This is a genomic window from Siccirubricoccus soli (assembly GCF_024178315.1).
Classification (GTDB): Bacteria; Pseudomonadota; Alphaproteobacteria; order Acetobacterales; family Acetobacteraceae; genus Siccirubricoccus; species Siccirubricoccus soli.
Genome location: NZ_JAMZIK010000071.1, coordinates 54,940 through 67,045, shown reverse-complemented (window position 1 = coordinate 67,045; position 12,106 = coordinate 54,940). Strand labels below are relative to the sequence as shown.

The 12,106-nt window shown below is 72.1% G+C and carries 13 protein-coding genes; 10 read left to right on the top strand and 3 right to left on the bottom strand.

Going from position 1 to position 12,106, the window contains the following annotated elements:
- Positions 1 to 292 precede the first annotated feature (292 nt).
- Both NJ376_RS12375 and NJ376_RS12370 read left to right on the top strand, forming a co-directional pair.
- Positions 293 to 1,459, top strand: a complete 1,167-nt coding sequence (locus NJ376_RS12375; protein ID WP_252953573.1) for a pyridoxal phosphate-dependent aminotransferase — start codon at positions 293 to 295, stop codon at positions 1,457 to 1,459.
- A 270-nt stretch (positions 1,460 to 1,729) separates the two neighbouring features.
- A complete protein-coding gene (locus NJ376_RS12370; protein ID WP_252953572.1) occupies positions 1,730 to 2,605 on the top strand; it encodes a phosphonopyruvate hydrolase in 876 nt (291 codons plus the stop codon).
- 16 nt (positions 2,606 to 2,621) lie between these two features.
- Here NJ376_RS12370 and NJ376_RS12365 read toward each other — a convergent pair whose 3' ends face one another.
- Positions 2,622 to 2,981, bottom strand: a complete 360-nt coding sequence (locus NJ376_RS12365; RefSeq protein WP_370288214.1) for an antibiotic biosynthesis monooxygenase family protein — start codon at positions 2,979 to 2,981, stop codon at positions 2,622 to 2,624.
- A gap of 142 nt (positions 2,982 to 3,123) precedes the next feature.
- Between NJ376_RS12365 and NJ376_RS12360 the strand changes: the two genes are divergently transcribed.
- Together NJ376_RS12360 and NJ376_RS12355 are read left to right on the top strand one after the other, a co-directional pair.
- Positions 3,124 to 3,831, top strand: a complete 708-nt coding sequence (locus NJ376_RS12360; RefSeq protein ID WP_252953571.1) for an ArsR/SmtB family transcription factor — start codon at positions 3,124 to 3,126, stop codon at positions 3,829 to 3,831.
- Positions 3,828 to 5,075 (top strand): MFS transporter, encoded by a 1,248-nt coding sequence (locus NJ376_RS12355; RefSeq protein ID WP_252953570.1) that lies wholly within the window; start codon positions 3,828 to 3,830, stop codon positions 5,073 to 5,075. Before NJ376_RS12360 ends, NJ376_RS12355 begins: the two co-directional genes overlap by 4 nt.
- A 96-nt stretch (positions 5,076 to 5,171) precedes the next feature.
- On the opposite strand, the gene NJ376_RS12350 is transcribed toward NJ376_RS12355, so the two are convergent.
- Positions 5,172 to 5,579: a cupin domain-containing protein gene (locus NJ376_RS12350; protein ID WP_252953569.1), complete on the bottom strand. Its 408-nt coding sequence runs from the start codon at positions 5,577 to 5,579 to the stop codon at positions 5,172 to 5,174.
- Between the two features lie 118 nt (positions 5,580 to 5,697).
- On the opposite strand from NJ376_RS12350, the gene NJ376_RS12345 reads away from it, so the two are divergent.
- From NJ376_RS12345 to NJ376_RS12325, 5 genes are all read left to right on the top strand, one after another.
- Complete coding sequence (locus tag NJ376_RS12345; protein ID WP_252953568.1) at positions 5,698 to 5,910, top strand: hypothetical protein; 213 nt, start codon at positions 5,698 to 5,700, stop codon at positions 5,908 to 5,910.
- Between the two features lie 72 nt (positions 5,911 to 5,982).
- A complete protein-coding gene (gene otsB, locus NJ376_RS12340) occupies positions 5,983 to 6,765 on the top strand; it encodes a trehalose-phosphatase (protein ID WP_370288212.1) in 783 nt (260 codons plus the stop codon).
- The gene (locus tag NJ376_RS12335) at positions 6,762 to 8,120 is read left to right on the top strand and encodes an alpha,alpha-trehalose-phosphate synthase (UDP-forming) (protein ID WP_252953566.1); all 1,359 of its coding nucleotides are present in this window, start codon (positions 6,762 to 6,764) and stop codon (positions 8,118 to 8,120) included. Before otsB ends, NJ376_RS12335 begins: the two co-directional genes overlap by 4 nt.
- Positions 8,121 to 8,296: 176 nt before the next feature.
- Complete coding sequence (locus NJ376_RS12330; protein WP_252953565.1) at positions 8,297 to 8,527, top strand: hypothetical protein; 231 nt, start codon at positions 8,297 to 8,299, stop codon at positions 8,525 to 8,527.
- Positions 8,528 to 8,743: 216 nt separating this feature from the next.
- The gene (locus tag NJ376_RS12325; protein ID WP_252953564.1) at positions 8,744 to 9,508 is read left to right on the top strand and encodes a hypothetical protein; all 765 of its coding nucleotides are present in this window, start codon (positions 8,744 to 8,746) and stop codon (positions 9,506 to 9,508) included.
- Positions 9,509 to 9,633: 125 nt separating this feature from the next.
- Here NJ376_RS12325 and NJ376_RS12320 read toward each other — a convergent pair whose 3' ends face one another.
- Positions 9,634 to 10,773, bottom strand: coding sequence for a CaiB/BaiF CoA transferase family protein (locus NJ376_RS12320; RefSeq protein ID WP_252953563.1), 1,140 nt, complete (start codon positions 10,771 to 10,773; stop codon positions 9,634 to 9,636).
- Between the two features lie 172 nt (positions 10,774 to 10,945).
- Between NJ376_RS12320 and NJ376_RS12315 the strand changes: the two genes are divergently transcribed.
- On the top strand, positions 10,946 to 11,980 hold the full coding sequence (locus NJ376_RS12315; RefSeq protein WP_252953562.1) for an amidohydrolase family protein: 1,035 nt from the start codon (positions 10,946 to 10,948) through the stop codon (positions 11,978 to 11,980).
- Positions 11,981 to 12,106 lie beyond the last annotated feature (126 nt).

The window sequence follows — 12,106 nt, the reverse complement described above, 5'->3', positions numbered from 1 at the left end:
TCGGCGCCTCCGCCTGCCGGCGGCGTCAGATGGCCGGCCGGGCCTGCCGGCCCCCCACCTGTCGGCGCCGCCGGCCGGCGCATGTCCGGGGCCTCCGCGCTGGCCGGGGACGCCCTAGAGCAGATCGCGTTCAGGTGGAATCATCTGAACGCGTGAAGATGCTCGCAAACAACGGCCTGGAGCATGCTGCGTGCGCGCAAGCGAACGCAGCATGCTCTAGGTCTTTGTTCGCAGGGCAGAGTCGCGTTTCCGGACCATGCCGCCCCGGCGCGATCTGCTCTAGGATGGCCCCATGCTGAAGACCGGCCGCGGGGCCGAAGCCCCGCCCTTCCTCGTCATGGACGTGATCGCCGCGGCCAATGCCCGCGCCGCCGCCCTGCCGCCGGGCGCGCCCGGCATCCTGCGCATGGAGGTGGGCCAGCCCGGCACCGGCGCCCCGCGCGGCGCCGCCCAGGCGGTGGCCCGCGCGCTCGAGGCCGGGGACCCCATGGGCTACACCGAGGCCTTCGGCCTCCGCAGCCTGCGGGAACGCCTCGCCCGCCACTATGCCGAGCGCTACGGCGCCGCGGTGCCGGTGGAGCGGATCGCGGTGACGCTCGGCGCCTCCGGCGCCTTCCCGCTGGCCTTCCTTGCGGCCTTCGACCCGGGCGACGCCGTTGCCATGGCGGCGCCCTTCTACCCGCCCTATGCGAACATCCTCACCGCCCTCGGCATGCGGCCGCAGCTGCTGGAATGCGGGCCGGAGACGCGCTGGCAGCCGAGCCTCGCCATGCTGGAGGCGCTGGACCCGCGGCCGGAAGGGCTGATCCTCGCCAGCCCCTGCAACCCCGCCGGCACCATGCTGCCGCCCGAGGAATTCGCCGCCATCGCCCGCTGGTGCCACGCCAACGGGGTGCGGCTGGTCTCGGACGAGATCTATCACGGCCTGACCTACGGCACGGTGGCGGAGACCACCGCGGCCGGGCTGACGCCGAGCGCCGTGGTGGTGAACAGCTTCTCCAAATACTTCTCGATGACCGGCTGGCGGATCGGCTGGCTGGTGCTGCCGGAGGATCTGGTCCGGCCGGTGGAATGCCTGGCGCAGAACCTGTTCATCTCGGCGCCGCATGTCTCCCAGGTGGCGGCGGAGACGGCCTTCGACTGCCGGGCGGAGCTGGAGGAGAACCTGGCCCGCTACCGCCGCAGCCGCGCCCTGCTGCTGCGGGAGCTGCCGCGGGCCGGGCTGGACCGGATCGCGGCGGCGGATGGCGCCTTCTATCTCTGGGCCGATATCGGCCACCTGACCAATGACAGCGTGGAATTCTGCCGCCGCCTGCTGGCCGAGGCCGATGTCGCGGCGACCCCGGGGGTGGATTTCGACCCGGCGCGGGGCGCGCGGTTCATGCGCCTGTCCTATTGCGGGCCGGAGGCGGACATGGCCGCGGCGCCGGGGCGGATCGCCCGCTTCCTCGGGCGGTAGAGCGGTCGCCGGCCTGGCGGATCACGGCGTGAGCCTCGGGCGGAAGACCCGATCGGGTGGTCCTGCCCGAGCGGATGTTGCCCTGGCGCGACCGGCTGCGGCCGAAGCCGCGATCCGGCACCGGGCCGGAGCGTGATCGGGTGAGCGAAGCTCGATGAGCCACGCGCCAGGGCGGCGTGCCTTGGACCATGCCGCCACCTGTCCGCTCGACAGCCCCCCGGCCCGGGGCACAGGCTGGCCCCACAACGCCGGTGCCTGAAGGAGACGCCCTTGGCCGCGAAGAGCCCTGTTGCCGCCGCCCTGCTCGCCAAGCTCGATGTCGGCCGTCCGGCGGTCGCGATGGCGGCGCACACGCCGCTCGCGGCGAAGCTGGCGGCCGAGGCCGGATTCAATGCCATCTGGGGCAGCGGCTTCGAGCTTTCCGCCGCCTATGCCGTGCCGGATGCCAGCATCCTGCCCATGGGGACGCATCTGGAGATGATGCGGGCGATGGGGGAGGTCCAGCCGGCGCCGGTCATTGCCGATATCGACACCGGCTTCGGCAACGCCGTCAACGTCGCCTATGCCATCCCGCGCTATGCCGCGGCAGGGGTCGCGGCGGTGGTGATGGAGGATAAGAGCTTCCCGAAGGACAGCAGCCTGCGCCCGGGCGGGCGGCAGGAGCTGGTGTCCATCGCGGAATTCCAGGGCAAGGTCGAGGCGGCCCAGGCCACGGGCGACATGCTCGTCATCGCCCGCACCGAGGCGCTGATCGCCGGCCTCGGGCAGGAGGAGGCGCTGCGGCGCGGCGCGGCCTATGCGGAGGCCGGGGCGGATGCCGTGCTGATCCACAGCAAGCAGAAGACGCCGGAGGAGGTCCTGGCCTTCTGCCGCGCCTGGCCGGGGCAGGTGCCGCTGGTGCTGGTGCCGACCAGCTATCCGCAGCTCTCCTTCGCCGAGGTGGCAGCGCTCGGCAAGGTGGGGCTGATCATCTGCGGCAACCACGCGATCCGCGCCGCGGTCGGCGCCATGCGGCGGGTGTTCCGCCGCATCCTGGAGGATGGCGGCATCGGCACGGTCGAGGCCGAGATCGCCTCGGTCGCCGAGGTCTTTGCGCTGCAGGACGATGCGCGCATGCGGGACCTCGAGCGGCGCTACCTCAGGTAGAGGGAGGCGGGGCAGGTTAGCCCAGGAAGGCTAGGTTGCTGTCCGCCGGCGCCTGTTCCCGCCTCTCCTCCAGCGCGTAGTCCCGCAGCACGGCAGCCACGCGCAGCCGGTAGCCGGCGAAGATTCCCGCGCGCCCGGCCGCCTGGCTGGCACGGTGGTCCGCCTGGTTGCGCCAGCGCGCGACCGCCGCCTCGTCCTCCCAGAAGGAGAGGCTGAGCAGCTTCGCCGGGTTGGTCAGGCTGCGGAACCGCTCCACCGAGATGAAGCCCGGGATCCGGGCCAGTTCGGCCTTGAGCCGCCCCGCATGTTCCAGATAGGCGTCGAACTGCCCCTCCGCCGGCTCCACCTCGAAGATCACCGCAATCATCGGACCCATCCCGGACTCATGGTTCCCAAAGGCCTTTCGGCCTATGGCGGGAGGGAGTTTGAGGGAGGGCAGCGCCCTCCCTCAACCCCAGCCATGATCCCTTCGCCCAGGGCCGAAGCGTCGCGGGCCCGCCGCTGCTACTCTCCGCGTCATGACGAGTCCCGCCGCCTTCGCCGGTCTGGCTGCCCTGATGGGCGACCCCGCCCGCGCCGCCATGCTGCAGGCCCTGCTCTCCGGCGAGGCCCTGACTGCCGGCGAGCTGGCCCGCGCCGCCGGCATCGGCGCCCCTGCCGCCAGCGCCCATCTCGCGCGGCTGGTGGAGGGCGGCCTGGTCCTCGTCCATCCCCAGGGCCGCCACCGCTACCACCGCCTGGCCGGGGAGGAGGTGGCCGCGGCCATCGAGATGCTGGGCGGCCTCGCCACCGCCGTCACCCCCGCCCGACGCTGGCCGCATGGCGAGGAATTCCGCCAGGCCCGCCTCTGCTACGACCATCTCGCCGGGCGCCTGGGCGTGGCGCTGTATGGCGCGCTGACCGGACGCGACTGGATCGCCCCCGCCGCCGGCGGCTGGCAGGCGACCGAGGTGGGGGAGTCGGGCCTCGCCGCCCTCGGCGTCGATCTCGCCGCCGCCCGCCGCGCCCGCCGCTTCGCCTGCGACTGCATGGACTGGTCCGAGCGCCGCGCCCATCTGGCCGGCGGGCTGGGGCGGGAGATCGCCGCCTGCTGCCTGCGCCGCCACTGGCTGCGCCGCCTGCCGCCTTTGCGCGAGGGCGATCCGCTCGCCCGCCGCCGCCTGGCCCTGACGCCGGAAGGCGCCCGGCAGCTCGACGCTGCGCTCGGGGTGAGGCTGGTGGCGTGAGGGATGGCGAGCTGCCCCCGGGCGGGGGAGGGACCGACCATGGCGCGAGGCGGCGCCTGTTCTGTGCCCTGGCGCTGATGACCGGGGCCAGCCAGTTCCACCGCTCCGCCCTCGGCGTGGTGGGGCCGGAGCTGGCGGCGGATCTCGGCGCCGGGCCGGGGCTGCTGGGGGCGGCGAATGGCGCCTTTTTCCTGGCCCTCCTGCTGCTGCAGGTGCCGGTCGGCCTGGCGCTGGACCGGCTCGGGCCGCGGTTCACCGTCGCCGCCCTGTCCCTGCCGGCGGCGCTGGGGGCGCTGGGCCAGGGGCTGGCGCCGGAGGGAGACTGGTTCCTGCTCGCCCGCTTCCTCCTCGGCATCGGCTGCGCCGCCTCCTTCATGGGGGCGGTGGTGCTGGCGGCGCGCTGGCATGGCGGGCCGGCGCTGACCACGGCGCTCGCCCGCATCTTCGCCAGCAGCCAGCTCGGCGTGCTGCTGGCCGGGGCGCCCTTCGCCTGGGCATCGGGGCTGCTGGGCTGGCGCGGCGCCTATGCGCTCTCCGGCCTGCTCACCCTCGGCCTCGCCTGGCTCTGGTGGCGCTGGGCGCAGGATGACCCGCCGGACCGCCCCCGCCCCGACCGCCCGGCCGAGGGGCTGGTGGAGGCGCTGCGCGGCCAGCTCACCGTCTGGCGCACCCCCGGCCTGCTGCCGGTGCTGGCCATGCATCTGGTGGGCTATGCCGCCATGGCGACGGTGCTGGCGGTCTGGGCCGGGCCCTATCTTGCGGCGGAATATGGCCTCGCCCCCGGGCCGCGCGGCGCGGTGCTGGGGGCCATGGGGGCTGTGCTGGTGCTCGGCCTGCTCGGCATCGGCCCGCTGGAGCGCTGGCTGAACACCCGCAAATGGCTCGTTGCCGCCTGCTGCCTGGGGGCGGCCCTGTCGCTCGGCCTGCTGGCCGCCTGGCCGGCGCCGCCCCTGGCCGTGGCGGTGGCGCTGCTGGTGCTGCTCTGCCTGTTCAGCTGCTTCCCGGTGGTGGTCGTGGCGCATGGCCGCAGCCTGTTCCCGGACCATCTGGTCGGGCGCGGCGCCACCACGGTGAACCTGGCGCAGACCCTGGGCAGCGCCGCCCTGCCGGCGCTGACGGGCTGGGCGGTGGCGGTGGCACCGGCAGCGGAGGCCTGGCCGATCGCCTTCGGCACGCTCTCCGCCTGCCTGCTGCTCGGCCTCGCCGGCTACCTCACCGGCCGGGACGCACCGCCGCGCCCCTGATGCCCATCCCACCATGCGGCGGGCAAGGCGGCCAGCGTGAACCGCGCCGCCCGCTGCCCTGCCGCAGCAGACCGAGCTGGGCGATGCCGCCGGGCGTCAGGGCCCTTCCACCAGCTTCGTCTCGAACTCGCCCGGGGAGGTGATCTCCACCAGCTCCAGATCGTCGGAATGTTCCAGCTCCCGGTGGGCGATGCCCGGCGCCTGCAGCACACTGTCCCCGGCCTCCAGCCGCACCTCGCCGATATCGGCGTATTCGAACCGGACCCAGCCGCGCAGGACGAAGACGAGCTGGAAGTCCAGCGTATGGGTATGCCAGACGGGATTGGCATGGGTGCCCGGAACGGCCCGGATCACATTCGCCCCGTAGCTTCCCCCGGTGGCGCGGGCGATGCCGAGATCCCGGTAGGCGAAAAAGGGACGCAGCCCGCTGTCGTACTGCGCGCTGGCGGCGTGGGTGACGGTGGTGCGGACCTTCGGGGCCGCGATCGGGGCATCGTCTGGCATGGGCGTCCTCCGCTTTTCGTGTGCAATGCGTCGCGAAGTCGTGTAAAGGCTATTGGATGCCATCGGCGGCGCCTTCCGGGGTGCTGCCAGGCCCGATCCAACCTAAGGCAAGGGACGCATGCAGACACCCCCGAAGGCAGGGGCGGCGACGGAAATCCGTACTCTGGCCGTCGCCATCGCCTGGATGCTGTTGGTTCAGTTCGGCTGCGTCCTGTTGTGGGAATGGGGCATTCTTGCCCGTCAGGCGGCGCTGCTGCACTGGCTGGTGGTAGGCGTCCTACCGCCCGCCCTGGCGCTCTGGAGCACCGGGAACCGTTCGGAATCCGTCTGAGCCGGAGCGGGTGCGGAAAATTCCTCCTGCGGGGAGGCAACCTAAGCGCCGCCGCTGACTTTCAGCCGCGGTATGCATGCGTCCTTTCTACTCCCTCCGCCCCCGTTGGTCCCGGCCTTGGGTCCGTTGGGCCGCGCCGCCCTCTTCCTCGACTTCGACGGAACCTTGGTCGAAATCGCTGAACGACCGGACGCGGTTCGCGTTCCCCCCACCCTGCCCGGCGTGCTGCAGCGCCTGGCGAAGGCGCTGGATGGCGCGCTGGCGATCGTCAGCGGCCGGCCGCTCGCCGATCTCGACCACTTCCTGCCGGTGAAGCTTGCCAAGGCCGGCGAGCATGGCGCGGCGCTGCGCCCCGACCCGGATGCCCCGCCGCTGCGGCCGGACCTGCCCCATCCGCCCGCCGCCTGGCGGCTTGAGGCGGATGCGCTGATCGCCCGGCATCCCGGCGCCTTCATCGAGCCCAAGGCGCATGGCTTCGTCCTGCACTACCGCCAGGCGCCCGAGGCGGGAGAGGAGGCGCACGCGCTGCTGGCCAGGCTGGTGGCCGAGGACCCGACCGGCTTCACCCTGCTGGAAGCCCGCATGGCCTGGGAGATCCGCCCGCGCGGCCCTTCCAAGGCCACCGCGGTGCGCGCCCTGATGGCCCACCCGCCCTTCGCCGGCCGCGTCCCGCTCTTCATCGGCGACGACGTGACGGATGAGGAAGGGATGCAGGCCTGCCGGGAGATGGGCGGGCATGGCTGGCGGCTGGACGAGGTGTTCGGCGCCCCCGGCGCGCTGCGGGACTGGCTGGCCCGCGCCCTTGCCCCCGACCAGCCGGACGAGATTCTGCCACCGCTGGAGGTCACGCCATGAGCCGCCTGGTCCTGGTCGCCAACCGGGTACCGAACCCGAACGATCGTGGCGCCACCGCCGGCGGCCTGGCCGTAGCGCTGAAGGATGCGGTCGCCCGGCGCGACGCCATGTGGTTCGGCTGGAGCGGCAGCACCGCCGAGGCCACCGCGACCACCCCGGAGATCGAGACCCGCGGCCGCCTGACCTATGCCACCCTCGACCTGGGGCGGGAGGATTACCGCCGCTACTACCAGGGCTTCGCCAATGGCTCGCTCTGGCCGACGCTGCACTACCGGCTCGGCCTCTCGCAGTTCGACCGCGCGGATTATGCCGGCTACCGCAAGGTGAACGCGGCCTTTGGCCAAGCCCTGGCGCCCCTGCTGCGGCGGGACGACCTGGTCTGGGTGCATGACTTCCACCTCTTTCCGCTGGGGGCGGAGCTGCGCCGGCTGGGGGTGGGGCAGCGTCTGGGCTTCTTCCTGCACGTGCCCTTCCCGCCCGCCGGCCTGTTCTGTGCCATGCCGCGCGGGGCGGAGCTGGTGGCGGACCTCGCCGCCTATGACGTGATCGGGGTGCAGACGGAGGAGGATGCCGTCAACCTCCGTGCCGCCCTGGTGGCGATCGGGCAGAAATCCGCTGCCGCCCGCGTCGCCGCCTTCCCGGTCGGCATCGACGCGGAAGGCTTCGCCCGCACCGCGGCCAAGGCGGCCTCGGGAATTGAGACGGCACGCTTCCGCCAGAGCCTGGTCGGCCGCACCCTGGTGCTGGGGGTGGACCGGCTGGACTACACCAAGGGGCTGCCGCAGCGTTTCTGCGGCTTCGCCCAGCTCCTCGCCCGCTTCCAGCAGCACCGGCAGCGGGTGACCTACCTGCAGGTGGCCCCCGTCTCCCGCGGCGATGTCGCCCAGTATCGCAGCCTGCGGCGGGAGCTGGACGAATGGGTGGGCCGCATCAACGGGCAGCATGCGGACCCGGACTGGATGCCGCTGCGCTACATGACGCGGGCGGTGGCGCGGCCGACCCTGGCGGGCTTCATGCGCCTTGCCCGGGTCGGGCTGGTGACGCCGCTGCGGGACGGGATGAACCTCGTCGCCAAGGAATATGTGGCGGCGCAGGATCCGGCCGACCCCGGCGTGCTCGTCCTCTCCCGCTTCGCCGGCGCGGTGGCGCAGCTGCCGGGCGCACTGCTGGTCAACCCGCTGGACCCGGACGAGATCGCCGAGGCGCTGGACACCGCGCTCGACATGGGGCGGGAGGAGCGGATCCTCCGCTGGCGCTCCATGGAGGCGGGGGTGCGGGAGCACAGCGCCCATGCCTGGTGCCAGGATTTCATGGCGGCGCTGGAGGGCGACGGGCCGACGGCCATCGCCGCCTAGAGCAGCCGCCGATCCGATGGATCACGCCGTGATCCATCGGATCGGAGATAAGCTGCTCTAGACGGTGACGCCGCCTCTTGTGATTCAGCACCGCGCGAGCGCGCGGGCTGGTGACGCTTCATGTACCAGAACGATGCGATGCTGGTGCGGTCGTCAGCGGGGCGGAGGGCAATGGCTTGGGCAAGCGGGTGATCGTGGCGCGGGGCGCCGACACGGTGCGGACCTGCTATTTCTTCCTGGGCTACCGGGACGACCTCGGCCGGTCCTTCCCGCGCTGGACCAAGGACCGCTACCGCGCCCGCTGGCTGGACGCGGATGAGGCCGAGGTGGAGGCGAAGCTGCTCGCCACGTTGTGCCAGCGCTACGACATCTGCGCCGAGCCGCTGAGCGCCCCGAGCCTGGACTGAGGACCCCGCAACGGCGCCGGGCAAGAGGGCGGAAGGCGCCGCCTTCCCCAGGCCCTCGCAGCCTGCCGCGGCGGGGCTGCGGCAAGCGGCCTTCCTTCTCCCTCCGATCTTGAGCGTTTGGTCATTCCCGCGGCGGCAGGATGGCCTGGACGGGGCTGGCCGCGGCCCCGGGCCTTGCCGATGAGGACCGCCAGGATGGCAGGACGACCGCATGTGATGATCGCGACCCCCTGCTACGGCGCGATGGTGCATCAGGGCTACATGCTCTCCGTGCTGCGGCTGTTGCAGGACGAGCTGGCGAGCGAGGTGGCGTTCACCCTCGAGATGCTCGGCCATGATTCGCTCATCACCCGCAGCCGCAACACCTTGCTCGCACGGTTCCTGCAGCGTCCGGACGCCACCCATATCCTCTTCGTCGATGCCGATATCAGCTTCGAGCCGGTGCAGCTCCGCCGCATGCTGCGGGCGGGGAAGGAGCTGGTCGCCGGCCTGTATCCCCTGAAGGTGCAGCGCTGGGACGCGGCGGCGCGGCGCCAGGCGATGCAGGGGGAAAGCCTGGCGACGGCGCCGCTGCTCTATGTCGGCCAGCCCTGCAGCGGGGCGGAGGCGGAGCGGGAGGGGGATTTCGTCACCGGCACCTATGCCGGCTCCGGCTTCATGCTGGCGCGGCGGGACATGGTGGAGCGGATGGCCGCCAGCTATCCCGAGACCGGCTACCGCCATGTCGATGCCGCCAACCCGGCGGTGCCGGACGGCACCGCCTGCCACGCCCTGTTCGACTGCGTGATCGACCCCGAGAGCGGCACCTATCTGAGCGAGGATTTCACCTTCTGCCGCCGCTGGCGGGCCATCGGCGGCAAGCTGTGGCTGGATACGCGGGGCCGGCTGACCCATACCGGCGCGCATGACTTCGCCGGCGACCCAACGCTGCGCTTCCTCGACATTCCCGCCCATCCGCTGCGGGAGAGGGCGGAAGCCTAGGATCTCCCCATGAAGCCGCGATGCGGCTTCATGGGGGGCGGAGGCGCCGGATCCCGAGGCTTCGCGCAGCCTGCCGGAGCAAGGCCGCGGAAAGCCAGCCGGCCCGTCAGGGTTTGGCGGGGGTGCTAGCCCTTCCGCCCCAGCACCTCCGCCGTGTGCTCGCCGAGCGTCGGCGCCGAGCGCTCCGACCAGGGGCGCTTGCGGTCGAAGCTGATCGGCAGGCCGAGCACCTTCACCCCGCTTCCCGGCAGGCTCTGCACCATCTCGACGGCGGCGAATTGCTCCGTCGCCACCACCTCGCCGATATCGTTCACCGGCGCGCAGGGCACGCCCACCGCTTCCAGCGCGGCGATCCAGTGGGCGCGGGACTTCGTCCGCAGGATCTCGGCGATCAGCGGCACCAGCACGGCGCGGTTCCGCACCCTTTCGCGGCTGCGGCCGAAGCGCGGATCCTCCGCCCATTCCGGATGGCCGAGCACCGCGGCGCAGCGCGCCCAGAGCCGGTCATTCCCGGCGGCGAGGCAGAGCGGGCGGTCCGCCGTCTCGAACACCTGGTAGGGCACGATGACGGCAGCGCCGGTGCCGTGGCGCTTCGGCACCTCGCCGGTCGCCAGGTGCTGGTTGATCTGCCCTTCCACCCAGAAGGCCGCCGTCTCGAACAGCGAGGTATCGACGATGCAGCCCCGCCCGGTGCGGTCCCGCTGCCGCAGCGCGGCCAGCGCGCCGATGGTGCAGAACAGGCCCGTCGCCTTGTCGTTGATCGAGGCGCCGCAGAAGGTGGGCGGGTCCTCCGGCCGGCCGGTCATGCTCATCATGCCGCCATAGGCCTGCAGCAGCGGGTCGAAGCCCGGCTTCAGGCGCAGCGGCCCCTGGTAGCCGAAGGCCCAGATGGAGCAGTAGACGAGGCGCGGATGGCGCTCCAGCATCGCCTCCGGCCCGATGCCGATCTCATCGACCACGCCGGGGCGGAGGTTCTGGATCAGCACATCCGCGGTCTCGCAGAGCCTGTGCAGCGCCTCGACATCCTCGGCCTTCTTCAGGTCCAGCACCACGCTGCGCTTGTTGCGGTTCTGGCTGTAGAAATAGAGGCTGGTCTCGCCATCCGGCCCGAAGGGCGGGCCCCAGATGCGGGCGTCGTCGCCGCCATCGGGCTTCTCGATCTTGATGACCTCGGCGCCCATGTCGGCCAGGAGCACGCCCGCCAGCGGCCCGGCCAGCGCCTGCCCCACCTCGATCACCCGCAGCCCGTCCAGCGGCCCCGACATGCGCATCCTCCTCTACCGGCGCGGCCAGCATAGAACGGGTCTCCCTGGGCGTGAACGCCCGGCGGCGCAAATCCGCCCTGCCGCGGATGCGCATGGCTGTCCGTGCCGGGGCGGCTGGCGCCGCCCTGCGAGATGGGTATCCTGCGCGCCAGGGTTCCAAGGGAGAGAGACGATGAGCGGCAACAACGCCAACGCCCATTACGTGCCGGTGCGGGAGGATTGGCTGGCCCGCCGCATCGAGCCGGCGCTGGAGCCGGACCTGCCGATCATCGATCCGCACCACCATCTGTGGGACCGGCCGGGCTGGCGCTACCAGCTGGACGAGCTGCTGGCGGATACCAGGCAGGGCCACAACATCGTCTCCACCGTCTTCGTGCAGTGCCGCGCCATGCACCGCGCCGCGGGGCCGGAGGCCTACAAGCCGGTGGGCGAGACGGAATACGTCACCGGCATCGCGGCGATGAGCGCCTCCGGCGAGTATGGCCCGACGCGCGTGGCGGAGGGCATCGTCGGCCATGTGAACCTGCAGATCGGCGAGGAGGCGCGGGATGTGCTGCAGGCGCATATCGCTGCGGCCGGCGGGCGCTTCCGCGGCATCCGCCACATCACCGCCTGGGACCCCGACCCGGTCATCATGAACCCGGCCTACCAGCCGCCGCAGGACATCCTGTTCCGCAAGGATTTCCGCGCCGGCTTCAGGCAGCTGGCGCCGCTGGGGCTGAGCTTCGACGCCTGGCTGTACCACCCGCAGATCCCGGACCTGACGGCGCTGGCGCGGGCCTTCCCGGAGACGCCGATCGTGCTGGACCATGTCGGCGGGCCGCTCGGCATCCGCGGCTATGCCGGACAGCGGGATGAGGTGTTCCGAAGCTGGCGCGCGGCGATGGCGGAGCTGGCCACCTGCCCGAATGTGCACATGAAGCTCGGCGGCCTCGGCATGCGCATCAACGGCATGGGCTTCGAGGACAAGGCGGACCCGCCCTCCTCCGACGAACTGGCGGCGGCGTGGAAGCCCTGGATGCACACCACCATCGAGCTCTTCGGCGCGACGCGCTGCATGTTCGAGAGCAATTTCCCGGTGGACAAGGGCAGCTACAGCTACGGCGTGTTCTGGAATGCCTGCAAGAAGCTGGCGGCAGGCGCGAGCGCGGCGGAGAAGGCGGCGCTGTTCGCGGGGACGGCGCGGAGCTTCTACAAGCTGTCTTGAGGGAGGCTCTGCCTCCCTCAAACCCCCTCCGCCAAGGGCCGAAAGGCCCTTGGGACCCTTGAGTTTGCAGGTCGAACCATCGGGTCTGGAACTCAAGGTTTCCAAAGGCCCTTCGGCCTTTGGTGG